This is a genomic window from Sulfuricaulis sp. (assembly GCF_024653915.1).
Taxonomy (GTDB): domain Bacteria; phylum Pseudomonadota; class Gammaproteobacteria; order Acidiferrobacterales; family Sulfurifustaceae; genus Sulfuricaulis.
Window position 1 is genome coordinate 94264 of record NZ_JANLGY010000013.1, and the last position, 24301, is coordinate 118564.

Genomic DNA, 24301 nt, shown 5'->3' on the forward strand with positions numbered 1-24301 from the left:
TGTCCCGAAAGGACAGCTTGAGCGACGTCAGTCGTCCTTCCCGGCCTTCAATCGCTTTTCAATATACTGGAGATCAAAGTCTAGGACTTTTGCGGCGAGCTTGTCGATTAACCGAGACTTATCTTTCTCCTTGTCTTTGGCATCATCATCCCCGTCCTCATCGTCCTTGTCCACGTCGGCATGTTCTCGCTTGAGCATGTGACGCAGGTCTTTGAGGTTGCCCTTCAGCGCCACGGTGTTGCTGCCCTTGGCGGCGGCGATGGCGGTTTGGAATAATCGGTCCAGTTGGGATGCGAAGGCCGGGTCAATCAGCTTCATGCTGACGAGATCTTGATTGACGTGCTTCTGCATGCTGGTTAGTACTGCGGCTGCATCAAACGGATTCGGCACCGGGATCAGCGGGACGGCGGCGGGGCGGAGAACGAAGTTATTCGCCTGAAGGTTGTTAACCTGTTTCCCAATCGCTGATGCTGGATCAGGTATCCCAAGCCAGGTTGTGGGTCTAGCGGCACCTGTAATCTGTGCTGTGCCGATACCAGGAAGATCGAAACTCTCTAGACTAAATCCAATGGGTCCTTCATTGGGTTTCAAGCCACCCAGATCAACATTCCCATCATATATCCAAGATAACCGAAGTCGATCATCTACAGAATTTGGCACAGTCCGACCAACCCAGTCTTTTGGATTCTTTAGATCTCCATATGCACTATTGATATTTGTTATTAGCGTATCTATGTTTTGCTTGCTGTGCTTGCCGTTTTTCAGTTTATAACGATAAGTGATGATATTCTTGTTCTCTGATACATGAAATTTGGATTTTAGGGCAGGATCAATTTTTGTAGATGGTTCAAACACCACCTCGCTAAAGGTATCATCATCTTTGTAGGTAATGGTGTAATTGCCAGTGTCCAGATTGGTGACAACGCCTTCTTGCCAATCCTTATATACCTCTTTGAATTCTTTTGTTTGCGGGTCCCATTCGCTCGCAATATGTCCGATTCCAAGTTCGGCATGAGTAGAACCCGCGCTCAATAATAGAGCGACTATAACGAAAATCATACGATTTATGGACATTGCAATCCCTCCTGATTCAATAAGCGAATATGAAAATGTCGCAGATCCCAACGACGTTTTTTGGTTTTGTCCTTGGGAACATCCCATGCTGCATCTGCACCCACAACTGTTGCCAATGTTTGAAATTTCTTGATCATCGGATCAGTTGGATTAGTAATATCCAATGCCCCTTCCGCCCCATTGGCCCGGATATCAATGACGGCGCCACGGCAGTGTTCAAAGTGTGGCGACTTCCAATTGTGGTTGAGGTCAAAAATTCCACCACGTTCAAGACTCGCGTCATTGAGATGCAACACAGCGAGGTTCGGATATTTAGCATGATAAAGTGTAGCAAGGACGGCGAGACGCGATGCAGCGGTTAAAGTTAGATAGTGATTGTCCGGATGTCCTGGGTCCTTGGCGGCATTGGGAATCAATTGATATACGGCGTTATCGCCAACTGGTTGCAGTCCTTTATACCCCACCCACACCGTATCCGGCCCCTCCGGTTGGCAGTTCTTCCCATCGGTGCAAGAAGCTTTGATCTTGTAATCGCCCGACACGCTGGAAGCCTTGTAGCTGAATTGCAAACCGTTCGATTCCGTGTTGCCCGTCAGCACCTGCTGACCCTGCATCGTACCTGTGCGCGCCGCGACGGTATCATCGGGGTGATGGTGCCCGCCGCTGTTCTGCTTCGCTTCCAGCGTAAGCCGCACGCCGACGTTCGGTACGAGTTGATTGTTTTGATCGTAGACTTTCGCGACCAGATTCGTAGCCTTGTCGGGCTCGATTGAAGTCAGAATTGAGGCAGTTTCAGAAGCGTTGTTGCTGAGTGATAGCCTGATTGTGTACGAACCTGCACATGCGGGAGAAGGTTTGGCACTCAGCGCGTCATTAAATGTGCGTAAATCTCCCATCAACATACAACTGGCGAATTTCGTGGAGATACCTATATGACGATCGGATCTCGATGGAGTACAGACCCAGACCCCGTTTTGAAAATAGCAAGAATCGCCGTCGCAGCCAGACCAGTCGCATGTTATATAGGTGGAGATAATGGGTAATGGCGGACTGGTTGGATAGCAATAATCGTTGTAAGGCTTCCCCAGCATGAGATCGTCCAGTTTAAGCTTGGCTGCAGCCAAGATTGCATCGCGGTCTGGATAAGGTCCCAGAGAATGAATTCCAATATTCCCGCTAATCACGCGAAGTTCGCCGACCCAGCATTGTGAGCCAGCGGCAACCGGTGGCGCATGGCTGGCGACAATGAGAGCAAAGACCCAAACCCAAGACAGGATGATAATAGGACGCGCAGGTTTTTGCCGAGAGATAAATTGAAGAGTGCCATGCGTACATGCTTTGATAATTGATTGCCCCAAGATTTTATATAACATCCGTATACCCACCCCATGACAGACATTTTCTGGTTAGACAACAGCCAGGCACGTTGGTGAAGCCACAGGGGAGGTGCTTTAAGCTTTTCTCCCGACATTTCGGTTCACGCAGAACATTGCCACTGTCTCTGCACGCATCCCTATGCCAGGAGACGAATCGTATTGCTTTCTAACTGCTATAGCAGCGATACAAGTGAGGTCAAGTATTGCTCAGGCCTGTTTTCATTTTGAATAGATGCGGCCAAAACGATAAATGATGGCAATTCAATACATTGGAATTATTTGCACCATTTGGGTGTGATAGTCAGGTCTGGCATTTCGGGCAGAAAAAAGCGCTTCTTTGCCTCAGTTTTCTGGCCCTGATGACCGTACCGCAAACCAGGCAAGGCTCGCCCGCGCGGCCGTAGACGTTCAAGGACAGATGAAAGTACCCCAGTTCACCGCGGCCGTTGCTACGTCGGAAATTGCGCAGAATACTAACGCCCCTTCAGAGGAAGGGACGGACGGGTATTTTTTGTTACGTGAGATTAATCGTTATTGCCAAGACGCTTCTGGATATATTTCAGATCGAAATCCAGTACCTTCACGGCGAGCTTGTCAATTAACCGGGACTTATCTTTTTCCTTATTTTTGTCATCATCCTTGTCCCAGTCCTCATCGTCCTTGTCAACGTCGGCGTGCTCTCGTTTGAGCATCTGACGCAGGTCTTTGAGGTTACCCTTCAGCGCCACCGTGTTGCCGCCCTTGGCGGCGGCGATGGCGGTTTGGAACAACCTGTCCAATTGGGATGCAAACGCAGGGTCGATCAGCTTCATGCCAACGAGGTCTTGGTTGACGTGCCTCTGCATGTTGGTCAGCACTGCGGCCGCATCGAAAGGATTCGGCACCGGGATCAGGGGAACGGCGGCGGGGCGGGGGACAAAGTTGTTGGTTTTGAGTTCCCAGAGTTGCTTGCCGACCGGAGTATCGAACGGTGGAGTATGACCGAGCCATGTGGTCGCTTTAGCCGCGCCCGTAATTTCCATAACAGTAATACCAGGCAAGTCGCTGCTTTCTACTTTAAATTCCCCAATGCTTCTGCCGGGCGCGAGACCTCCTAAATGTTCTTCGCTGTCATACATCCAGGAAAGGCGCAAGGTGGAATCAGTAAGCGTTGGAATTGCGCGTCCATCCCAGCCCTTCGGGCCCATCGGACTGCCTGGGTTAATGCTGCTGACATGAGCCAGAAACATGTTGATGTTTTGTTTGCTTCTTGTTCCGTTTTTTAGCTTGTATTCGTAAACAACCGTGTTAGCTGAGTTAGGGTGTTTAAACTTTGACTTTAAAACTGGTTCAATTTTTGTCGCCGCTTCAAACATAACCGAGTTATAAAAACCATATCCGTCCTTGTAGGTTACTATGTAGTTGTTAGTCTGTGGATCAAGCAAAATCCCCTCTTGCCAGTCTTTATAAACCCCGTCTACATATTCGCGAGTCACCGGATCTTGCACAGTACCTTTACCCATTTCGGCCTGTACCACAGGCCATGGGAACAAGAGCAAAGCGAGAATAAATAGTCCTATATCTTTCAAGCTGGCTATGGACATTGCAAACCCTCCTGTCCCATCAAGTAAGTGTGAAAATGCCGTAAATTCCAAAGACGATTACCTTCCTTATCTTTTGGAATTTCAAAATCTGGTTCTACACCGGCGACCCGACCAATCTCTTTGAGCTTTTCAATCATCGGATCATTGTCACTCGTAATATTCAATGCCCCTTCCCCCCCATTGGCACGAATGTCAATGATGGTGCCATGGCAGTGTTCAAAATGCGGTGATTTCCAGTCAAGAGATATATCGAACACGCCACCACGCTCCAAACTCGCGTCATTCAAGTATAGAACAGCGGTGTTGGGATACTTTGCCTGATAGAAGGCTGCGAACACCGTTGCGCGGTTTAAGGCTGTGGATTTCAGATAATGATTGTCTGGATGCTGCTGGTTTTGACCTATCAACCTGTAAACACTGTTTTGGCCAGATAACGGAATTAAATTCTTCACCCCCACCCACACCGTATCCGCCCCCTCCGGTTGGCAGTTCTTGCCGTCAGTACAGGTGGCCTTGATCTTGTAATCACCCGCCACGCTGGGAGCCTTGTAGCTAAACTGCAAACCGCTCGGTCCTGTGTTGTCTGTCAGCACCTGTTGACCCGCCAGCGTACCCGTGCGCGCTATAGCGGAATCATTGCCATGATGGTGTCCGCCGCTGTTCTGCTTCGCTTCCAGGGCGAGTTTTACGACAACATTCGGTACGAGCTGATTGTTTTGATCGTAGACTTTGGCGACAAGATCTGTGGCCTCGTCGGGCTCGATTGAAGTCAGAATTAAGGCAGTTTCAGAAGCGTTGTTACCGGGCGATAGTCTGATTGTGTACGAGCCTGCACACGCCGGAGAGGGTTTGCTACTCAGTGCGTCATTATGTGCATACAAACTTGCCAAGTTACAATTAGCGAGTTCCGAGGAAGCCCATATGGTACGAACGCTAATCCATGGAGTGCAGACACCGGTTCGATAATCGCAAGAGTCGATGTCGCAGTTGACGGTGTTGCATGTCATTTGGGTGGAGATAAAGGGCAGTGACGGATTGATAGGATAGCAATGATCGTTGTAAGGCTTCCCCAGCAAGAGTTCATCCATCTTGAACTTTGCTGCCGCCAGAATCGCATCGCGATCTGGATAAGGACCCAGAGAATGAACTCCAATCGTATTCCCGCCAAGTTCGCCGACCCAGCATTGTGAGCCAGCAGCAATCGGCGGCGGATAGCTGGCGAAGATGAGGGCAAGGAAGCCAGATAGGACAATAAAAAACTGCGAAGGCTTTTGCTTACGAATATTTCGATGAACGCTCGACCTAAAAGCATTGATACCTGTATGCCTCAAGATTATATGTGATATGCGCATACCCACCCCATAACAAACATTTTCTGATCAGGTAACAGCCGGGCATGTTTGGTGAAACCACAGGGGAGGCGCTTTATGCTTGTCTCCCGACATTTCGGTTCACGCAGAACATTGCTACAGTCTCTGCACGAATCCCTATGCCAGAAGACGAACTGTTATTCTTTCCAAATGCTATAGCAGCGATACAAGGGGGGGTCAAGCCTGGATCAAATTCGTATTTAAATACGACACGCGCCTGTGGGAATGAAAAATACTGTAATTCAATACATTGGCATTGCCTGCACTGTTTGAGTGCATGGGTACGGAAAGGTAGTTTGTATCATGCTTGGCACTTCGGGCAGAAAAAAACGCTTCGTTGCCCCAGTTTCCGGGTCCGAACAGGGGCTCGGCAGACGCGACAGGACTCGCCATCTCGGCCATAAACATTGAGCGAGAGCTGGAAGTATCCGGGCTTGCCGTCACTGTGGCGGAAGTCGCGCAGGGTGGTGCCGCCGGCCTTGAGGGCGCGGTTCAGTGTTTCGCGAATGGCCGCGGCCAACCGTTCGTACTGTGTCCGGCTGATGCGGCCAGCGGCACGCGTGGGCCGCAGACCGGCCCTGAACAGCGCCTCGTTTGCGTAAATGTTGCCGATGCCGGCGACGATCTGGCTGTCGAGCAGAAAATCACGGATCGCGCGTTTACGACGACGTGATTTTATAAAAAGACGATCGCCGCTGAAGTCCGGCGACAGGGGCTCCGGGCCGAGGTCGCGCAGCAGTTTGTGCTTGTGGGGATCATCGCGCGTCCACAGCAGTGCACCGAAGCGGCGCGGGTCGTGCAGGCGCAGGCAATCACCGTTATCGAGCACGATGTCCACGTGGTCATGGGCGTCCGCCGGTTGCGTGCTGGGAACGACACGCAGACTTCCAGACATGCCGAGATGGAGAATCGCCGTGCCGGTGGCTGTGCTGAGTAACAAATATTTCCCGCGGCGACCGACCGCCTGGATCGTTTGCCCCGATAACTCCCGTACCAGTTTTTCTGTCACGCGCCAGCGCAGGCGCGGGTTGCGCACCACCAGCCTTGTCACGGTACGGCCGACTACGTGCGGTTCGATGCCACGGCGGGTGGTTTCGACTTCCGGGAGTTCGGGCATGACAACGAAAGCCGCCGGATTATTTATCGCCGGGCGACAGGTTCAGCAGGCGTTTGCCGGCCTCTTCGGTAAAATGGTATTCCAGATCTTCATCCGGCCGGTGCAGAACGAAATCCGGCTTGTAGGCGAGTATGCCGAGCGTCAGCTTTTCGGTTTTGCCGTCACGCAGGGAGGCGATCTCGATCCGGTCCAAAATCTCCTTGCCTGAATATTTCTCGACACCGAGCGCACTGGCGTTCTGCCATTCCGCGGCGAAATCATTGATTCGATCCGACATAAGTTTCGCGTCCGGCGGTTGCTTTTGCCAGACACCGTTTTCTTGCGCGAGCGTGAAGTCCGGCAGTATGACGGTCGTGAGCTTGCGGTTCTCCTCGAACAAGCGGCTGTCGATGAAATTGGTATATGGGTAAATGGCCGTGCTGAGGTAATGGCTTGGAATCAGCACCACCTCATTCTTATTTTGAACATAAATCTGGTTGTTGAGCGGGTGAAGGGAACCGAAGGCGATTTCCTCGTTGTCGTACCACACGCGTGTCTGTGGTCTGTCCAGGCCGAATTTGGCCAGGTCTGTCGCGACCGCGGGAAAACGGGTTTCGCCCGGGGCCGTGATAATGCGCAGCAGGCTCTCCACATTGAAGTGATTGGCGCGTGCCCGCACTGGTGTTGTGAGCATCCATTCCTTGCCGGTTTTTTCCAGCGTAACGGCAGGATGACCAGGCCGCTCTGTACGTAGCTGTAAAATCGTATCGGTTGTCAGAGTGGTCAGCGGTGGTCCGGTAACGTCTTTTTCCTGACCAGCACGATAGATCGCGAGCCACGCCAGCGCGACAATTAGTACCAGCAGAGCGGCGTTGAGTAGCCAGCGACGCCGCAGTCCCGAGGGACTGACGGGATTAGCCGGGTCTTGCCCGGTTTCCTGTGGTTTTTCGGTTTCCGGCATCCGTGCCTGCCTTCAGCGTTTGCGGCGCCGCAGCCAGATCAGCACGCCGCTGCTGATCAGCGTGACGGGCAGAATTGCCAAGAACACCGCGACGATGGCGATCTGGCCACCACGCCCCAGATCGAGCGAGCGGTCACGTGCGGTCTTGACCGGAATATTCACAAAGGCATCGTCCTGTGACAGCCAGTTGGTCAGGCTCATGCCAAGCTCCAGATTACCGCCGTTGGGGAGATAGGTGTTCGCCAGGAAATCGCCGTCGCCGACAACAATGACGCGCTGCTCGCGCTTGTTGTCGAGTGTGCGCATGAGCGCCACGGCCAGGTTGAGCGGACCGCGGAGGTCCCGGGCCTTGTCGAGCTGGATCGGCCCATCGAGCGAACCGGTTTCAGACCAGCTTGTGGGGCGCGTGTCCATCAGCACTGAACCCTGCCAGCCCTCCGGTGCATTCAGGCTGATACCACCGGCCTGCGGGAACACCGTGTTGTCGGTAAAGCCGCGTACCACGGGGTGCGCGCCATACTTGGTAATGACGATGGCGGCGGCATTACCGGTGATGCTTTCGGACGCCGGGTCCACGATGACGCCCGATTGAAATTCGATGCCGAGATTTTCAGCCAGCGGTTCCAATCCGAGCAGCGGACCCGGGTCGTGCAGCCACAACAGGTTACCGCCACGGTCGAGATAGTTCTGAACCTCCTTGACCTCGCCCGCGAGCAAACGCGTGCGCGGGCCGGCAATCACCAGTACTGTTGTGTTTTTCGGAATTTGCGGATGCTCCCCGAGCGAGAGCGCGCGGGTCTTGAAGCCGCGCTTGTGCAGTTGTGCGGCCCAGGTGGACAGATCGAAGTTCGCCTGCTTGACAGGACTGCGCTCGCCGTGGCCGCTCAGAAACACCACCCAGCGTTCCCCGCGATGACCGAGGCGTGTCAGCGCGTTGGTGAAATTCTGTTCGTTGAATTGGGTCGGCGGCAGGCTTTCACGCGCATCGCCATATTCGAGCACCAGTTCACCGTCAAACTGCACGCCGGTGGCGCGCGCGCGCTCGGGCGCGGTGTCGGGATCGACAAATTCGAGCTGGATATCCGGTTTATATTTCTGGTAACGCCCCACCATTTCCTGAATCAGCCGGCGCGTCTCGCCGCGCTGGCTGGCGAAGGCGGTGATCTTGAGCGGTTCCTTGAGTCGTTCCGCCACGGCTACGCTCGCCGGCGAGAGCGAATGCCGGTGCATGCGGGTCCAGTCGAATTGCAGCTGGTATTCCGACGCCAGCCATTGCAGCAGTCCCACGGCCAGCAGGAACAGCACCACGAAGCTGAGATTCATCAGACGTAATTGCCAGTGGATGCGTGGGGTGTGATACATGGTTTAACCTCCCAACCGGTCAGCATCCAGACGACGGATGCTGAGCACCAGAAAGGTGGTGATGAGCAGGATGTGGTAAGCCGCATCGGCACTGTTGAAAATGCCTTCCAAGAACGGCTTGTAATGATTGAACAGCGACAAATAGGCCATCCAGTTGCCGGCGCCCACGCCCTGACCCGACCAGTCGAGTATCCAGAACAGCAGCAGTGCGCCGAAAGTGCTGACCGCGGCGACGGTCGTGTATTGCGTGAGCGTGGACATGAACAGCCCCACGGCCGCGAAACCCGCCAGCAGCAGCGCCAGCCCGAGAAATCCCGAGGCCATCAAGCCCAGATCCAGGCTTGCCCCCGCGAGCAGGGACAGTGGCATCAGCGCGATCATTAGCAACAGCACCAGCAGGAACAGCAGAATGCCGAGGTATTTCCCGAGCACGATTTCGGTCATCGACAGCGGTGCGCTGAACAGCAGCGCGAGCGTGCGATTGCGTCGTTCCTCCGCTACCAGGCGCATGGTCAGCAGTGGCACCACCAGCAATAGGATGATGGCAGCATTACTGAGGAGAGATGGAATAACGTATTCTGTAAGGCCCGGCGCGCCGTTCATTGCCATCAGCGATGGCTGGTCCAACTGGAACACTTCGAGGCGTACCAAGAACAAGAAGCCGAGGATCACCTGCACTACCGCGAGGATGGACCAGGCCAATGGCGAGAGAAACAGCGATTTGAATTCGCGCAGGCCGATGGTCAGAATCATGTGGCGCTGTCCGATGTAATGGCGGCGTCGGAAACAGGCGCATGCTCCGCCGCGTCCGTGGTCAATTCCATAAAAATCTGTTCGAGTGAGAGCCGTCCCGGACGGATTTCATAAAGCCCCCAGTTTTTCTCGACTGCCATGCGCAGGATGGCGTCCGTCGGATTTTGTTCGGCTTCATGGAAGACGTGCATCCGTCCGTCTTTTTCCGGCTGCACCGATTTCACGCCCGGAAGTTTTTCCAATGTCTTTTGTTCCGGCGGATGACGGAAGGCCACCGTGAGCGAGGCCGATTTCATTTGGTGCTCCAGCCCCTCGATGCTTTCATTGAGCACCAGCTCGCCCTTATTGATAATCTGGACGCGGTCGCAGGTGGCCTGTACTTCGGGCAGGATATGCGTGGACAGGATCACGCCATGTTCCTTGCCCAGCTCGCGGATGAGCGCGCGGATTTCACGGATCTGGATTGGATCGAGACCGACGGTGGGTTCGTCCAGTATCACCACGGGCGGAAGGTGAATAATTGCTTGCGCGATGCCGACGCGCTGTTGAAAACCCTTCGATAAATTGCCGATCAACCGTCGGCCGGTGTCGTGCAAACCGCAACGTTCCTTGGCGTTGTCACGTGCATTGACGCGTTGCGCGCGTGGCACATGATTCAGCGCTGCGCAGTAGTCGAGATATTCATCCACCGTCAGTTCGCGGTAGAGCGGGGGTTGCTCCGGGAGATAGCCGATCTGGCTCTTGGCGGCGCGCGGGTCTTCGAGCAGGTCGTGGCCGGCGATGGTCACGCTCCCGCCCGAGGGCGCGAGGTTGCCGCTGATGATCTGCATGGTCGTGGTCTTGCCGGCGCCGTTGGGGCCGAGGAAGCCGAGCACTTCTCCCTGCCGGATGGTGAAGCTGACGTCCTTGACCGCCTGCAACGCCCCGTAGAAGCGCGAGAGATTTCTGATTTCGACCAGGGCGTTATGGCTCATCAAGTGTCAAAACCGGTGCTTTGGGTCCGTTCGAGCATGGGCCGCATTTAAGGGAGCAGGGGCGGGAATGTCAAATAGTCCTGCGGTTTGACATGCCGCTGGTTTTAGGCGCAGAGTGACGCTGTCCGTAACGATGATTTCGCTTACGGTTCGCGGCTAGCTTGGGAGTGGCCCGCCGTCCTCGATGTAATCCGCTGTAAATAATGGACTTTTCCGCGGCTGGAATCTCTGGCACGGAATATGCCTTTTATACCAGTGAGAGAAGGTAAAGATCCATGAAAAAGGCCCTGACACTACTGAATACGCTCATCATCGGTTTCGCCGCCAGCGTCTGGACCGGCACCGGTGAAAGCTCCGATCCGATACTAGCCGACCGCGAAATCCCGGCTGATATCGCCAGCACCTGCGCGCTGACCCAGGCCTGCGACCAGCCGGCCTTCAGCCGCCGCTGGGTGGCCAAGACCCTTCAGGGCGACCTGTACATCATCATCAACGAACGCTGCACGGGCAGCGATTGCCGCGCCTGGCTGGTAGAGAAATCCGCAAGCGCCGCGACCACGCTGCTCAGCTTCGACGCCACCTTCCGCCTGCGCGAAGACAAGGCTGGTTACCCGGTGATTGAAAGTTATACCGGAATGTCCGCCACCGAGGGCGCGTACAGCCGCTACGAGTGGATCGGCAACGCCTACACCCGCACCACCAGCCGCCTGGTCTATAACGTGGATGGCGTGGAATGCGGCACGATCGAACAGTGCCGCCTCGCTGCCAGTGAAGCCGTCACGCAGAAACAGGTCGACCGCGCCGTGCGCATCTGGGAAAACGTCGGCGGCGTCTCCTGGATCTGAACCGCACTCCAGATTTCCCCTTTTCCCGATTCGTCACCATGCCCGCGCAAGCGGGCATTTCATTTTTAATCTGAGGTTTTTCTTCCCGGCGTTTTGGGGAACAATAGGCCCTTCACGCCCAATAAAAAACCATCAGACCCGTTCCCATGACCTTCAAGATACGTATTCAGTCCAGCGGTCGTGAGTTTATCGCGGAAGAAAAAGAAACCGTGCTGGCGGCGGCGCTACGTCAGGGCGTGATGCTGGCCTACAGTTGCCGCAACGGCGCTTGCGGTACCTGCAAGGGAAAACTTGTGTCCGGCGAGCTTGACTATGGCACCTACGAGTCCAAGGCCATGAGCGAAGCGGAGAAGGAAAACGGCCATGCCTTGTTCTGCCAGGCCAAACCCCTGTCGGATCTGGTGATCGAGGCGAAAGAAATCGCCGCGGCCAAGGACATCCCCATCCGCATCATGCCGGCGCGCGTAGTGCAAATGGAAAAACTCGCCGATGATGTCATGCGACTGTCACTCAAGCTGGCCGAGGGCCAGCGGCTGCAATTCCTTGCCGGGCAGTACATCGATATTCTTTTGAGCGGCAACCTGCGGCGCAGCTTTTCGCTTTCGACCTCGCCACTTTCCGATGAATTGCTGCAACTGCATATCCGCCACGTGCCGGGCGGGCATTTCACCGATCACGTATTCGGGAAGATGAAGGAAAAAGACCTGTTGCGGTTTCAGGGTCCGTTCGGGATGTTTTTCCTGCGCGAAGATGATGTACAGGGAAGTACAAATGTCGGCCGCTCTCAGCATCCTGCTTCTCGCGGCATTAGTACGTCCATGTACGTCACGGGAGACAGGATGTCGAGAGCGACACCGGAGCATCCGGCCATCCTGGTCGCGGGCGGTACTGGCTTTGCGCCCATCAAGGGCATACTCGAATATGCTTTCGCCAAAGGCATAACGCGCCCACTGCATCTGTATTGGGGCGTGCGCGCCAAACGTGATTTGTACCTGGCCGATCTGCCGCAAACATGGGCCAAGGAATATAAAAATTTCAAATTTACTCCAGTGTTGTCCGCAACGTTGCCGGAAGACCACTGGAACGGTCGTCAGGGTTGGGTGCACGAAGCGGTGGCCGGAGATCACCCGGACCTGAGCCAGCACGAGGTGTATGCCAGCGGCCCGCCGCCGATGATCGATGCACTCAAGGGTGTGGTGAAAAAACATGGATTACCCGAGGACCGCTTGTATTATGATTCCTTTGAGTTTGCTCACTCCACCGTATGAATGCGGGGTGGAGAGTCAGTAGGGTGCGTCCCACGCACCGATTTAATGGTGCGCAGGGCGCACCCTACGAAGATAGCTGTATGGTGGGCACTGCCCCCACCTTACATGAGGGGATGACTCTTTAATGCTGGAGGGGAAATTATGCGAACGGTGTTAGCATGCCTCTGCTGCCTTGGCCTGTTGGTTGCCTGCGGTGAGAAGAAAGATATCAAGGACACTGTATTCGCCCCGGCGGTGCAGGCCAAGGACAAGGCCCGCGCGGTGGAAGACAAGCTCAAGGAAGGCGCGGAGAAAAACCGCGAGGCCCTGAAGGCCTCCGAGCAGGATGGCGGTGCGGAGCAACAAAAAGGTTATTAGAAATATTCCGAATGATCGTCACCATTCAGCTGCACGGCAAACCCGTGCGCGTGGAACTGAGTCCGGCTGCCGAACGCGCTTTGGCGCGGCGTATCGTGCCGCTGTATGCCGAGGTGCAATTGATCTTCGGCTGCATGATCGCCAAGCGCGTGTGGTTCCGCGACGAAGCTGTCGACAATGCGGTACCGGTGAATTCGAAACTCTACGCGTGGTTCCGCCCGGCACGCTACCAGAAAGCCTGCAGCTTCGATGACATCGATAACGGCGCCGAGGCCAGCGATTACCCGGTGGTGGGCGACCGCGGCCGCTTCGTGCCGGATGTGCTCTCCATCGATTACCGCGGCGGGAAATTCACCGGCGATTTTACCTATTCGATGGATTTGTACCGCGAGCAGAATTCCAGATTGAAGCTGCCAAACTTATTAATAACGGATTAACGTGCCGCGCGGAAGCGGGAGATGGTTGATCCCAGTCCGCGAGCCGGAGTGGCATGCCGTTCGCTGGCAACCATCTCGAGGCCGCGGCGGTAAGTGTTGAGCGCCTTGTCCTTTTCGCCGAGTTTTTCCAGAAGATTTCCGAGTTCACGGCAGGCCTCCACCGGCCCTTGTTGCGCAAGGCAGGTTTCGTAATACCCGCGCGCCTTGCTGTCCTGGTTGTCGCGCGTCGCCAGGCGCGCGAGCGTCAGCAGTAATTTCGAATCGTCGCGGTGCGACGTCAGCCAGCCCTCCGCGGTTTCCAGTTGTTCAGCGGAATTCGGTCCCTGTGCCAGACCGTACAGTTCCACCAGCGCCGAGTCCCAGTTATCCTCAATGGAGGCGCGTAGCACCGATTCCGCTTGTGCCATCTCGTTCTGCTGGATCAACTGGCGTGCGTAGATGCCAATCATGGAAGGATGACGCCGCAAGGATTTCGGCACCGCGTTCCAGGCCTTTTCCAGCACGCCTGGCCGGCCGGCGGGGAGCGAAAGTTTCATCAGCTCGCGATGTGCCTGCAATTCGAGCTCGTCGATTTCTTTCGTGGTCATGGCGTAGCTCTGGCGCAAGTCCGGGATCAGATTGATCAGACCGGTCCAGTCGCGCAATTCGAGGTGCACTTGGGACAGTAGTTTCAGCACCTGCTTGTGCTTCGGGGTCTCGGCGCGCAATTCGTTCAGGGTCGCCAGCGACTGCTCCATCTGGTTTGCCTGATGTTGCAGATAGGCCTGGGTCATGCCGATGGCGAGATCATTTTGCGGCGCGTTTTTGTGTGCCAGCGCCAGGTATTCATCACGTTTCTCACTGTGGCCCTGACCCTCGCAGGCCATGGCCGCGCCCAGGTAATTGAGTAGCGGCGTGTCGCCATGACGCATGCCGGCGAGCAACTGTGTTTCTGCCTCGACCCAGTTTCCTTCTGCCAGATATGTCAGTCCCTGGATGAGCGAAGTGCGCGCCTTGTTGGCCTGTCCCTTGCCGCGCCAGCGGCCGACGTCGCGCGGGATGCGCCACAGACGTACGATCATGAAGAGCAACAGGTAGAACAGGAAAAAACTGATGACCATGAGCGGGATGAATACCGTCAGGCTCATCTCGATGCTCCACGGTGCGCGCGAAATGAGTACGTAGCCCGGATTGTCCATGGCGTAGAAGGTCACCAGAACTGCCGTGAACAGCAGGATGATGATGAAGATCAGCGTCTTCACGGTTCTTCGCCCCGCCCGCTCAGGCGCCGCAGGGTGGTCAGCGACGCGGTGATGTTCGGCATGTCGGTGAGGATCTTCATGGTTTGCAGGCGGGTGAGTTCGGTTTGCATCGACGTGACGATCTGCGATTCGACATCAAAATAATCCTTGAGCAGGCGTTGTGCCGTCTTGAGATTCTGCTGAAAGGTGGGAACGCTGCCCTGCAACAGCGCTTGCTGCGCCCCGTACAGCATCAGGCGCAGGTTCTCGCGCAGAAAATATTGCTGTTCCGGCGGGAGCAGCGGACGCTGCGAGGCCACGTCGTCGCGAATGCGCACCAGTGAAAGAATATCCTGCCACAGGCTGCGCGCCGTTTGGCGCCAATTGCCGTCCGCGCTGGCAACCTGGGCATCGCCTGCTTTGACGGGCAATTTGGCCTCTTCGATTTCACGCAACCGTATATCCAGCGCCAGTGGCAGCCGGTCCACGTTGTCCGCCTGAGTGGCGAGGCGCAGGGTGATGCCGCCGATATCCAGTTTCTCGTTGGATTCCAGCAATGAAATTTCGCGCGCGAGTTCACGCCGCACCGGCAGGAATTTCGGCATCGCCAGTTGTTGCAGTTGCTGGTCGGCGGCGCGCAGGGCGGCCAGCGCCGAGCTGGAGTCGCGCGCCAATTGCAGGCGGTTATTAGCAATGATCATTAACTGCTCGGTTTCCGTCAGCGCCCATTCGAGGCGGTTGCGACGCAGGTCGCTGTTGATTTTTTCGAGCGAGGCCCGAATCGCATCCTGGGTTTCCTTGAGTGCCTTGATGTCCTTCTCGGTGTTGGCGACGGTTTCCAGCGCCTGATTGGAATCGGACTCAATGCGGTCTAGCGCGCCGACGATATCGCGCGAGAACAAATCTGCGCTCTCATAGAACATGACGTACCACAGGTATCCGCTCGCGATGAGCGCCAGTGTGGCGAGAATGACCGCCAGTCCGCCGCGCACGCGACCGTGGCGTCGCTCGCCTTCGGATTTCTTGGGCGCGGTTTTGGCGCGCCTGGAGGCAGCCGCCTGTTCAGCAGGGGGATTTTTGGCGTCCGTGTCAGTCATGGGATATCCGGCCAGTGTGCGAAGCGCAATTATAAGGTGTTTTTACCGCCCCGCCACGCCTGTATCGCTTCCAGAATGGCTTCATCGCTGGCCGTCGTTGCTACCCGTGGTTCGGATTTGAAGCCCAGTTCGCGGCACACCTCCGCCATGCGCCCGCTGACCACAATAATGGGTGTCCGGATCAGCCATTGCTGGCCGGCCTTGCCGACCATGTCGTAGAGATTGTGCAGGCCGTCCACGCTGGTGACGCTGACGATGTCGATTTCCCCGCGCGCCCAGCGGCGCAGCAGCGGCGTCATGTCGGTGTTGGGGCGCACGCGCCGGTAGCACTCGGCGTACTCGATTTCCGCCCCGCGCGCCTTGAGGGTGTCGCCCAGCAGTTCGCGTCCGCCGTCGCCGCGGAAGATGACAATGCGTTTCCCCGCCACCTGTTGCAGCTCGGGCAATTCCAGCAGCGCCTCGCTGTCAAAGCGGCCCGGCGGCACGATGACGTTTTCAATCCCGAAGTGTTTGAGTTCACGCGCGCTGCCGCGCCCGACGCAGGCCACGCGCAGCGTCGGCGGCAATCCGCCACGCGCGAGGATCAAATTCATGGCGCGGTTGACCGCGTTCGGGCTGATGAAAACCGCCAGAGCGAAATCTTTCAGCCGGCCGATGATGGTCTGCAACGCCTGCGTGTCCTGTGGCTCGGCGATTTCGATCACCGGAAAACGGATGGCCTCGCCGCCTCGTTCTTCAATCAAGTGCGCGAGATTTTCCGCCTGATCGCGCGGGCGGGTGACGAGCACGCGCACGCCGGCGAGCGTGCGTGGGGGGGAGGGGGACTCAGGCACGGCCGTATACCTTGTCGAGAATTTTCCGAGCGCCTTGTTCGAGCAACTGTTGCGCCAGTTGCACGCCCAACTGCTCGGCCTGTGTTGCGGGACCGCGAATCTCCGCGCGCAACAGACGGCTGCCGTCCGGTTCACCCACCATGCCGCGCAGATGCAATTCCTCGCCATGCAGTTCGGCAAAACCGCCGATCGGTACCTGGCAGCCGCCCTCAAGATGCAAATTCAGGGAACGTTCCGCCGTGACACAGGTTTGTGTCGCGCTATGGTTGAGCGGCGCCAGCAGTTCATGCGTAGCGCGATCGTCCACGCGGCATTCGATGCACACCGCGCCCTGGCCCACGGCCGGCAGGCTCACGGAAGGATCGAGTCGCTCGCGAATGCGCGCTTCCATACCCAGTCGTTTCACACCGGCGACGGCGAGAATAATAGCGTCATACTCGCCGGCATCGAGTTTGGAAAGGCGTGTGTTGACGTTGCCGCGCAGCGTAACGATCTCAAGCCGGGGAAAGGCTTCACGCAATTGGCACTGGCGCCGCAGGCTGGAGGTGCCGATGCGTGCGCCATTTGGGAGCGCGGCGAGCGTCGCGAATTTATTTGAAATGAAGGCATCGCGCGGGTCCTCGCGCTCGCAATAGACCGCCAGGTGCAGGCCCGCCGGCAGCGTGGCCGTGACGTCCTTGAGGGAATGCACGGCGATATCCGTGTGATTCTCCAGCAGTCCTGTCTCCAGCTCCTTGATGAACAGGCCCTTGCCGCCGACGGCGGCAAGGCTGCGGTCGAGAATGCGATCGCCCTCGGTCGTCATGGTGACCAGTTCGACCTTCAGGCCTGGGTGATGACGTTCGAGCGCGTCGCGCACGTAATGCGCTTGCCACAGGGCGAGTTGGCTTTTTCTTGTTCCTAATCGGAGGGTTTTCATTGGGATTCTTATTGTGGCGGGCTTCGCCCGCGATGACAAACTAATTGCGGGTGGCTCCTGTTGCCCTGTGCTGCACAGGGATGTACGAATGCCGCGAAGCGCGGGATGCGCGAGAGCGGCCACCCTGGGGTCCTTTGCTTCTCGCCGGAATCGGCGCTCGCCTCAACTCGCCGGGCGCATGCACCCGGGGCACGCCGATCCGCGGCGCGCCCGTTCGGCGGCATGGAAGTCCACCGGACTTCCATGACTACTCCGCCTCACCCTCGGGCTCAAACACGAGGCTCGCTTCTCCCGATTCCGGCTGCGATGCTCGGGCGCGCCATACGGGTGCGTTGAAAACACCTACGCGCGGATGCCTTGGGTGGATTGCTCTATCTCCCGTCGGTGTCCGGTTCGCGACGACGGGAATTAGAAAGAAACTAACGCCGTGTTGAGACGCGTGGGGCACGAACACAACAGGAAACGGTGCGCTGTCTCACCGCGTCGGCTCCAAGGGCTTGTTATGTGCCGATTGCTTATGAAGGCCACTGACAACCCAGAACACAAGCCCAACTACATAACCACAAAGAGCAAATGCCAGATAGAACAAGAACGAGCTTTTTTCTGGTTCTTTGTAAAGAACAAAACCGTTCGGTGCCGACATAACCAAGATTGGTAATATTGCAACGAATGCAGAACCAAATGTAATTGACCAGAAGTTTATTAAACCAAGTTTTTTGGTGATGAAATAAAAGGGTAGCCCAGCCACAATCGTGATGGCATATGCGATTGGCGCGCCCAGAACAAGAAACATGCCGACTATGCCAAACATTTCTTTTGCATCGTTGAGGCTATATTTATATGCAGGGCCGCGCAAATCTTCACCAACGACCAAAATGGTGAGCAGCATGATTAATGGAGCAGCCAGAGGCGCTACAACACAACCTAAAAATAGGTTTGGTATTTTTCTATTCATTAAGGCACATAACGCCCCGGTTCAGGCGCGCGCAGCTTTATGCGCGTCGCCTGCAACCGGTGGTTCTGCCGCACCTGATTGAGGTGGCAGGATACCAAGAGCACCGAATAGCACCTGAACGAATTTCGATACAGAATGTCGCGAGCTCGCCTCCTTGGCACACAAGTACACGAAGATTTCCTTTGACATCCCAGAATCATGCAGGTGCCGCTTGAAGAATTCGTCGATGATTTTCTTTCCATCGTACAGCTCCCGCCGCCGTACCGCTGACTTTAACGCACCGGCGTTCTCAGTTGCTTCGCGCGCAACTCCCTCAAAGTACTGTTGCGATAATTCTCCGAGGATAGATTCGGCAAATTCCTCGACTTGGCGCCTCGCCTCTGTGACGGGGTCATGGATGCGAAATGTACGACTGGACACTGCCGCCTTAACACGTCGGCTGACTTCATGATCGAACAACTCGTCGAGGATTGTGTCAATTGCACGGGCAACGTCTTCTGGGGTCTGAAATGATGTCTTGTGCAGCACGGTTGCGATAGCTTTAAACACGACATCCGGATCAATGAGTAGGTTTTCAACCATGGATACCGGCAAATACATGACCCCCGGGCCGGTCGGCTCATCCTGCAGCGTGTCGCGATCCAGAAGAGCTACTGCTTTGAGGTTGGGGGCGATTGGGACCAGTAACTCATTGAGCGTGCGAATTAGTGTTTGACACTCCGACTTGCCTCCGCCGGATAATACAGTTAGTTGTCCGAATTGATCGCTAAGAAATCCATAGATGCGTCCATCGGCAGGCCGCCGACTTCCCTTATCAGCTGCACGGCCCTCGACGACGAGAATTGTCCGAAGCGCTGTGACGTTCGACGTCGATCCAAATACAGCTCGTAGAGTCGCAAGACGTTCCTCGTCGCTGGCGATACGAACGAGCTGGTTGGCGTCACCGGCCGTCAGTTCTGCGGGGCGGAGTAGATACAGCTCTTCATTAACTGCCTGTTCCACCATTGACGGTGAATGTGTGGCCAGAATGAACTGAACGCTCTCACGCAGTGAGAGCGCGCGAATGTAATCGAGAACCTTGGCTTGCAAATTCGGATGCAGGTGGAGTTCCGGCTCATCCATTAGGACCGCAACCGGCCCGAGCGCTGCCACCTCTCCGGCCCCGCGCATCGACGCGAGATGGCGGTTTACCTGGTGCTCAATTAATGGAACGAACATCTGAATGATTGCCTTCTCCCCTGAGCTTAAGTCATCGATGTCAACCAGGACATCTTTGCTGTGAACGTGCCAAAGGCACTTAATCTGGTCTCTATTAGTGAGGTCTATACGGTGAAACTGAAGATGCGGCAAGAGGTTGTGGGTAAGCTCCCGGAGAGGTGCCCAGACGTCTGGCATATCGGCCTTTAGGACAGCGCCAGTTGTGTCGAATCGGTCAGCAATTGCAGCTTGGCGATCAATCTCAATCTGACAAAGACTGTATTTGAGGAAGCTCTGTGCTTCATCAAAATTCCAAGCATCACGTTCCCTTGACGGTATATTCAACCCGTCAAACCCGGGGAGACTATTCCCAGATAGAAGGGAGCCCATCTCTATGCGAGCCTGCCCCAGATATCGCATTTGAACTTGTTGCCGTCGGCTATTTCGATGGGGGCTAACGTACAGGGTGCGTCCATCGCCAGTACCAACGTTCCTAAGCGCATTTAGAAGAGTTGATTTGCCGCAGCCGTTCGGGCCAGTGATGACCATTACCTGAGGCACTTCGTCGCAAGACGCGAGACGCACGGCGCGCTGGTTTCGCACGGAGAAGTTTGGAATTCTCATGAATCAACGGACCCCGGTTGAGTAATGTGCGGCATAACGCCGTTTTAACCGGCGCGGGCCAAGAGGCTTCAGGAAACAGTGCGCCGTCTCACCGCGTCCGGTTGAAAATATAGTTATGTGGCTTTTGACTTTAATCTCCATCTCCACCACCACTTGACCCACTTTCGAAGGGCTCTGACCGACCTCCGGAACGCCACCCAGAATAATTGTGAACGTCGCCCGGCATTTCACGACCAGTCAGATGGGAACCGCTGCCTTCTTTCGCTGCCTCTGCCTCACGGCGCAACACTCTTTCGGTATATAGAAGCCAGACACCAACACAAACCCCCACAAAGGTGGCCGCCCAAAGAAGCCGACTCACGTACATTCCGACCGGCACAAGCGCAGCCGACAAGACCAACACAATCAGCCCCAGCCATTCACGGAAGTTCAACGTTCAATCCTCTGAGCCATATAACGCAGAGCTAACCCGCGAGTTACGAGGCGCGAAGCGCCGACGTAGCGAGTCAGGTTGAGCGACGTGTTAGGTGATATTTGGAAGCGAGAAAACATCTACGGGAATTACTAGCGTTTCCAGATCGGGGCTTGTTGCATTGGACAAACCCAGACATCGCCACAGTCAGAACAGTCTTTTATGCCTCTCTCTGCGTATATAGCTGTTCCTCGAATCCCCGTACCCTTTACCGCACCTCTTGCAATAACAAGGCTACTCTGTGCCCATCTGCCGTCGTTATCACCAAACATGCGGGCACCGTCGATGCTAATGTTTACATCATCCGAGGAGATCACAATGTTATTTGCGCTGTACGCGAGCTTAACCGGGTACCTTGAAAGAATTATGGAATTAGTTACTGACATAAGATTTACGTCACCATCTATAATGATAAGTTGTCTATGGACATTATTGAGAAGGCTGCGCGACTCAGATCGAACTATGCCTGTGGGATTTATCGAAGCGAAACGCTGTTTCTTTTCTGGAGGTAGCTCAAGTTGGCGAATAAGATCAGCAACATGTCTTTGAACCACGAGAATCGTCTTGTCTTGACCATTTGCGTTGGGTGAGTCGACTATCTCGAATAGCTTCTCTCCAATGGGTGTGCTACATGCTGAACATGTAACAATCAGCACCGCCGATATTCCGCCCGTCAGCACTTTTCTCAGGCAGTATTGAACGTACGTTTCTTCAATCACTTTTTGTCCCGAATGTCTGAACATAATGCCCGTACGTAATTGTTGTACCACCCAAAGCATAAATCTTTGTGCCGTTTCCGCGGGACAAATTGGTTCTCCCTTTCGATACCAATAGACTTGAGTAACTGCCGGCCCCAGACAGTCCGCTATCATCACCGATACTTAAGTCTCCATTACAAACAATTACGTTGTTTGCACTGGACTGAATCTTTAGCGAGCCTGTTGCCACAATTATTGACCCTGCAACGTTCTTCAATTCTCCGTTGCCACTTATAAGCACGAGTCGCTGAGCTATATGATCTGGTGCATTATGCGTTCCGGGCCGGACAATACCGAGAAGATTCAGTGATGTATATCGCTGTCGTATGTCCTGTGAAACATCAAGATGATCGAGCAATCTTTCGACACGCCCTTCTGCCTTGTGAATCACCTGATCCTTGTCACGGTTCTCATCAAGGCTCACAAGTCCGAGTAGCTTGTCTCCTGCAAAGGTACTACATCCGCAGGAAGATATTGCGAGAATGACGGTGATAACAGTTCGCACAAAGTACACGATTTAATCTCCGATCGGTACCTAACGTAATTTAGACGTCACTTTCTGACGTCTAACCTGGCCCGTGACGTCTAACCTGGCGGGGCTGAGTTGCATAAAGTCCTTGCCATCAGGCGTTTAGATAATATCTTGGTATGGCGATGCAGTATTAACCGATCCGACAAACCCTGCAAGGCCACCAGAGCGAAAGTCAGGTAAGGCAAGGTGTTGTTGCTCAAGCCCCGTAGCCGTCGCGAGTGCTGCCCTGGATGGGCGAATGCCGCGGAGCACAGGGATATGCGAGAGCGGCCATCGCAGCCTGCCTCGAACATATTGCGAGACTTATATGCAGTCATTCCGGCTTGCGCCGGGGTGACGGCAACGTGATCAGGCGTTCATCGGCCTATTCCGCGCCCACCGCCGCACTTGGGCGGTATGCCGGCGGCTGACATCGAGCTTCTTGTCATAGTTCTTGAGCGCGATCTGCCAGGTACCGGCGGGGTTTTTCTCAATGCCCTTGATGGAACCGGTGTACACCAGCGCATTGCGGTGAATGCGCAGGAAGCGCTCGCCGAATTCCTTTTCGAGGTTCACCAGCGAGTCCTCAATCAGGTGCTCCTCGGTGGACGTGCGCACGACGACATACTTGCTGTCGGCCAGGAAATAAAGAATTTCCGGCACCGGCACGAGTCGTATATTGCCACGCAAATGCACGCTGATATGCGTGCGCGAGGCCGGTTCGGGGCGTGCCTGGCTGATCTCGGCGATCTGCTTCATCGTGAGTTTGTGCGCCTTGGACAGCGCCTTGGCCAGGCGGTCCTTGCGGATGGGCTTGAGCAGGTAATCCACGGCGTTGACGTCGAAGGCGTCGAGCGCGTGCTGGTCGTAGGCGGTGGTGAAAATCACCGCGGGCGGATTCTCCATGCCCATCAAATGCATCGCCGCCTCGAGTCCGTCCATGCCGGGCATGCGGATGTCCATCAGCAGCACGTCGGGGTTGAACTCGGCGGATTTTTCCACCGCCTCGGTGCCGTTCATGGCTTCACCGACCACGGTGTAACCACCGATGTCGTTCAGCAGTTCGCGCAGGCGGTCACGCGCCAGTTTTTCATCGTCTACGATCAATACTCTCATAGGTTATCTCCGCGTGTCGGCAGTACGACCGTCAGTGTAAACAATCCGTTCTCCTCGGCACTCGTAAGCGATGCCTGCGCGCCGTAATGGCTCTGAAAGCGCTGGCGTATGTTGTCCAGTGACTGGCCGGGATTGAATTTTGCCTGTTTCGATCTGGCCTTGGGGATCGGATTGGTCACCCGGATATGAATCTGATCATTCTCTTCCCATAAGCGTACGTCAATTTCCCCGCCGGCGGGCAGTTCCTCGATACCGTGGCGGATGGCGTTTTCCAGCAAGGGTTGCAGGGTAAGCACCGGCATGACGCTCTTGCGCGGGAACTTGCCGATATCCCAGTTGACCGTGAGGCGATTATCGAGGCGCAGCGCCTCGAGCGCGAGGTATTTATTGGCGACGTCGATTTCGTTCTTGACCGGCACCAGCATTTCGTCCTGCGACAGCATCATGCGGAACAAATCGGCCATGTCCTCGATGGCGGCCTCGGCCTTTTCCGGCGAGCTGCGCGTGAGTGAGGCGATGATGTTCAAGCTGTTGAAAACGAAATGTGGGCGGATGCGCGATTGCAATGCCTGAAGTTTCGCGCGCGCTTCGGACAGGGTGCGGCTTTGCAATTCGTGCTTGGCGAGGAACAGTCGCAATAGCAGTCCGTTAATGATGGCGCTGATGGTGAGATTCAGGATATGGAAATCGGCATACCATGCCGGGCGCGCGGAATTGAGCCGACCCAGCGCCCACAGCAGCCAGACCACGCACTCGCTCACCACAAAGGTGGTGAGCAACAGCAACAGGTAAGCCGCGCCCAGGGCGCGCAGGTTGGGCAGGCGGTTAAGGTATTTGCGCGTGTAACACAGCACCGCGGTGCCGGCGAGCGCCACCCACTGGATGAAGATCGAGATGAGCAGCAGATCCTGCAACACGGTGGGCGACAGAAAATTGCGCGGGATAATGAGATTGATTACGATCGCCAGCATTTCCGCGACCACGACCACGTTGAACACCACCTCGCCGGTGCAGAAGTTCGGCAGGAATTCGGTCTTCTCACCCGGTGGAATCTCGGCCGTCGGCATCAGGCGTTGCCCGGCCTTACTCACGCCGCCGCGGAGGCGATCGAGCAGTAATCGGATTTTGGCGGCGAGTTCCATG

The 24301-nt window shown here is 55.7% G+C and carries 23 protein-coding genes; 4 read left to right on the forward strand and 19 right to left on the reverse strand.

What is annotated here, in order from left to right; all coding sequences use genetic code 11:
* Positions 1 to 27 precede the first annotated feature (27 nt).
* The 10 genes from NUV55_RS06930 to NUV55_RS06970 all read right to left on the reverse strand — a co-directional run bounded on the left by NUV55_RS06930 (position 28) and on the right by NUV55_RS06970 (position 10549).
* On the reverse strand, positions 28 to 1074 hold the full coding sequence (locus NUV55_RS06930; RefSeq protein ID WP_296671537.1) for a hypothetical protein: 1047 nt from the start codon (positions 1072 to 1074) through the stop codon (positions 28 to 30).
* Complete coding sequence (locus NUV55_RS06935) at positions 1065 to 2447, reverse strand: hypothetical protein (RefSeq protein WP_296671539.1); 1383 nt, start codon at positions 2445 to 2447, stop codon at positions 1065 to 1067. The genes NUV55_RS06930 and NUV55_RS06935 overlap by 10 nt, the downstream gene beginning before the upstream one ends.
* Positions 2448 to 2751: 304 nt before the next feature.
* Positions 2752 to 2862: a zinc finger domain-containing protein gene (locus NUV55_RS13820; protein ID WP_367280367.1), complete on the reverse strand. Its 111-nt coding sequence runs from the start codon at positions 2860 to 2862 to the stop codon at positions 2752 to 2754.
* A 112-nt stretch (positions 2863 to 2974) separates the two neighbouring features.
* On the reverse strand, positions 2975 to 4033 hold the full coding sequence (locus NUV55_RS06940; protein ID WP_296671540.1) for a hypothetical protein: 1059 nt from the start codon (positions 4031 to 4033) through the stop codon (positions 2975 to 2977).
* Positions 4024 to 5385, reverse strand: a complete 1362-nt coding sequence (locus tag NUV55_RS06945) for a hypothetical protein (protein WP_296671542.1) — start codon at positions 5383 to 5385, stop codon at positions 4024 to 4026. The genes NUV55_RS06940 and NUV55_RS06945 overlap by 10 nt, the downstream gene beginning before the upstream one ends.
* Positions 5386 to 5704: 319 nt before the next feature.
* A complete protein-coding gene (mutM, locus tag NUV55_RS06950; RefSeq protein WP_296671543.1) occupies positions 5705 to 6520 on the reverse strand; it encodes a bifunctional DNA-formamidopyrimidine glycosylase/DNA-(apurinic or apyrimidinic site) lyase in 816 nt (271 codons plus the stop codon).
* A 19-nt stretch (positions 6521 to 6539) separates the two neighbouring features.
* Positions 6540 to 7460, reverse strand: coding sequence for a DUF4340 domain-containing protein (locus NUV55_RS06955; protein ID WP_296671545.1), 921 nt, complete (start codon positions 7458 to 7460; stop codon positions 6540 to 6542).
* A 12-nt stretch (positions 7461 to 7472) separates the two neighbouring features.
* Positions 7473 to 8822 carry a GldG family protein gene (locus tag NUV55_RS06960; protein WP_296671546.1) on the reverse strand — a complete coding sequence of 450 codons (1350 nt, stop codon included), beginning with the start codon at positions 8820 to 8822 and terminating at the stop codon, positions 7473 to 7475.
* 3 nt (positions 8823 to 8825) lie between these two features.
* Positions 8826 to 9575 (reverse strand): ABC transporter permease subunit, encoded by a 750-nt coding sequence (locus tag NUV55_RS06965; protein ID WP_296671548.1) that lies wholly within the window; start codon positions 9573 to 9575, stop codon positions 8826 to 8828.
* Positions 9572 to 10549, reverse strand: coding sequence for an ABC transporter ATP-binding protein (locus NUV55_RS06970; RefSeq protein ID WP_296671550.1), 978 nt, complete (start codon positions 10547 to 10549; stop codon positions 9572 to 9574). Before NUV55_RS06970 ends, NUV55_RS06965 begins: the two co-directional genes overlap by 4 nt.
* 275 nt (positions 10550 to 10824) lie before the next feature.
* Between NUV55_RS06970 and NUV55_RS06975 the strand changes: the two genes are divergently transcribed.
* The 4 genes from NUV55_RS06975 to NUV55_RS06990 all read left to right on the forward strand — a co-directional run bounded on the left by NUV55_RS06975 (position 10825) and on the right by NUV55_RS06990 (position 13456).
* Positions 10825 to 11394, forward strand: coding sequence for a hypothetical protein (locus NUV55_RS06975; RefSeq protein ID WP_296671551.1), 570 nt, complete (start codon positions 10825 to 10827; stop codon positions 11392 to 11394).
* A 146-nt stretch (positions 11395 to 11540) separates the two neighbouring features.
* Positions 11541 to 12662 (forward strand): CDP-6-deoxy-delta-3,4-glucoseen reductase, encoded by a 1122-nt coding sequence (locus tag NUV55_RS06980; protein WP_296671552.1) that lies wholly within the window; start codon positions 11541 to 11543, stop codon positions 12660 to 12662.
* A 141-nt stretch (positions 12663 to 12803) separates the two neighbouring features.
* Positions 12804 to 13019 carry a hypothetical protein gene (locus NUV55_RS06985; RefSeq protein ID WP_296671554.1) on the forward strand — a complete coding sequence of 72 codons (216 nt, stop codon included), beginning with the start codon at positions 12804 to 12806 and terminating at the stop codon, positions 13017 to 13019.
* Between the two features lie 11 nt (positions 13020 to 13030).
* Positions 13031 to 13456 (forward strand): hypothetical protein, encoded by a 426-nt coding sequence (locus NUV55_RS06990; RefSeq protein ID WP_296671556.1) that lies wholly within the window; start codon positions 13031 to 13033, stop codon positions 13454 to 13456.
* On the opposite strand, the gene NUV55_RS06995 is transcribed toward NUV55_RS06990, so the two are convergent.
* The 9 genes from NUV55_RS06995 to NUV55_RS07035 form a co-directional block, all read right to left on the reverse strand.
* Positions 13453 to 14697, reverse strand: coding sequence for a heme biosynthesis HemY N-terminal domain-containing protein (locus NUV55_RS06995; protein ID WP_296671557.1), 1245 nt, complete (start codon positions 14695 to 14697; stop codon positions 13453 to 13455). The two genes, NUV55_RS06990 and NUV55_RS06995, sit on opposite strands and share 4 nt — an antisense overlap.
* Positions 14694 to 15773 (reverse strand): uroporphyrinogen-III C-methyltransferase, encoded by a 1080-nt coding sequence (locus NUV55_RS07000; RefSeq protein ID WP_296671559.1) that lies wholly within the window; start codon positions 15771 to 15773, stop codon positions 14694 to 14696. The genes NUV55_RS06995 and NUV55_RS07000 overlap by 4 nt, the downstream gene beginning before the upstream one ends.
* Before the next feature lie 29 nt (positions 15774 to 15802).
* Positions 15803 to 16606, reverse strand: a complete 804-nt coding sequence (locus NUV55_RS07005; protein WP_296671560.1) for a uroporphyrinogen-III synthase — start codon at positions 16604 to 16606, stop codon at positions 15803 to 15805.
* Positions 16599 to 17525 (reverse strand): hydroxymethylbilane synthase, encoded by a 927-nt coding sequence (gene hemC, locus NUV55_RS07010; RefSeq protein WP_367280368.1) that lies wholly within the window; start codon positions 17523 to 17525, stop codon positions 16599 to 16601. The genes NUV55_RS07005 and hemC overlap by 8 nt, the downstream gene beginning before the upstream one ends.
* A 475-nt stretch (positions 17526 to 18000) precedes the next feature.
* Positions 18001 to 18414 carry a hypothetical protein gene (locus tag NUV55_RS07015; protein WP_296671562.1) on the reverse strand — a complete coding sequence of 138 codons (414 nt, stop codon included), beginning with the start codon at positions 18412 to 18414 and terminating at the stop codon, positions 18001 to 18003.
* A gap of 87 nt (positions 18415 to 18501) precedes the next feature.
* A complete protein-coding gene (locus NUV55_RS07020; protein WP_296671563.1) occupies positions 18502 to 20022 on the reverse strand; it encodes an AAA family ATPase in 1521 nt (506 codons plus the stop codon).
* Between the two features lie 1462 nt (positions 20023 to 21484).
* A complete protein-coding gene (locus tag NUV55_RS07025) occupies positions 21485 to 22045 on the reverse strand; it encodes a hypothetical protein (protein ID WP_296671565.1) in 561 nt (186 codons plus the stop codon).
* A 366-nt stretch (positions 22046 to 22411) separates the two neighbouring features.
* Positions 22412 to 23158, reverse strand: coding sequence for a LytTR family DNA-binding domain-containing protein (locus NUV55_RS07030; protein WP_296671567.1), 747 nt, complete (start codon positions 23156 to 23158; stop codon positions 22412 to 22414).
* Complete coding sequence (locus tag NUV55_RS07035) at positions 23155 to 24300, reverse strand: sensor histidine kinase (RefSeq protein ID WP_296671568.1); 1146 nt, start codon at positions 24298 to 24300, stop codon at positions 23155 to 23157. Before NUV55_RS07035 ends, NUV55_RS07030 begins: the two co-directional genes overlap by 4 nt.
* Position 24301: the final 1 nt, after the last annotated feature.

Excerpts from the sequence above, each read along its gene's own strand:
- NUV55_RS06945 (WP_296671542.1), bottom strand. The coding sequence starts at position 5,385 with ATGCGCATATCACATATAATCTTGAGGCATACAGGTATCAATGCTTTT.
- NUV55_RS07015 (WP_296671562.1), bottom strand. The coding sequence starts at position 18,414 with ATGCTGCTCACCATTTTGGTCGTTGGTGAAGATTTGCGCGGCCCTGCA.
- NUV55_RS06970 (WP_296671550.1), bottom strand. The coding sequence starts at position 10,549 with ATGAGCCATAACGCCCTGGTCGAAATCAGAAATCTCTCGCGCTTCTAC.
- NUV55_RS07030 (WP_296671567.1), bottom strand. The coding sequence starts at position 23,158 with ATGAGAGTATTGATCGTAGACGATGAAAAACTGGCGCGTGACCGCCTG.
- NUV55_RS06930 (WP_296671537.1), bottom strand. The coding sequence starts at position 1,074 with ATGTCCATAAATCGTATGATTTTCGTTATAGTCGCTCTATTATTGAGC.
- NUV55_RS07035 (WP_296671568.1), bottom strand. The coding sequence starts at position 24,300 with ATGGAACTCGCCGCCAAAATCCGATTACTGCTCGATCGCCTCCGCGGC.
- NUV55_RS07000 (WP_296671559.1), bottom strand. The coding sequence starts at position 15,773 with ATGACTGACACGGACGCCAAAAATCCCCCTGCTGAACAGGCGGCTGCC.
- NUV55_RS06955 (WP_296671545.1), bottom strand. The coding sequence starts at position 7,460 with ATGCCGGAAACCGAAAAACCACAGGAAACCGGGCAAGACCCGGCTAAT.
- hemC (WP_367280368.1), bottom strand. The coding sequence starts at position 17,525 with ATGAAAACCCTCCGATTAGGAACAAGAAAAAGCCAACTCGCCCTGTGG.
- NUV55_RS06980 (WP_296671552.1), top strand. The coding sequence starts at position 11,541 with ATGACCTTCAAGATACGTATTCAGTCCAGCGGTCGTGAGTTTATCGCG.
- NUV55_RS06935 (WP_296671539.1), bottom strand. The coding sequence starts at position 2,447 with ATGTTATATAAAATCTTGGGGCAATCAATTATCAAAGCATGTACGCAT.
- NUV55_RS06965 (WP_296671548.1), bottom strand. The coding sequence starts at position 9,575 with ATGATTCTGACCATCGGCCTGCGCGAATTCAAATCGCTGTTTCTCTCG.
- NUV55_RS06985 (WP_296671554.1), top strand. The coding sequence starts at position 12,804 with ATGCGAACGGTGTTAGCATGCCTCTGCTGCCTTGGCCTGTTGGTTGCC.
- NUV55_RS06940 (WP_296671540.1), bottom strand. The coding sequence starts at position 4,033 with ATGTCCATAGCCAGCTTGAAAGATATAGGACTATTTATTCTCGCTTTG.
- mutM (WP_296671543.1), bottom strand. The coding sequence starts at position 6,520 with ATGCCCGAACTCCCGGAAGTCGAAACCACCCGCCGTGGCATCGAACCG.
- NUV55_RS06975 (WP_296671551.1), top strand. The coding sequence starts at position 10,825 with ATGAAAAAGGCCCTGACACTACTGAATACGCTCATCATCGGTTTCGCC.
- NUV55_RS06990 (WP_296671556.1), top strand. The coding sequence starts at position 13,031 with ATGATCGTCACCATTCAGCTGCACGGCAAACCCGTGCGCGTGGAACTG.
- NUV55_RS06960 (WP_296671546.1), bottom strand. The coding sequence starts at position 8,822 with ATGTATCACACCCCACGCATCCACTGGCAATTACGTCTGATGAATCTC.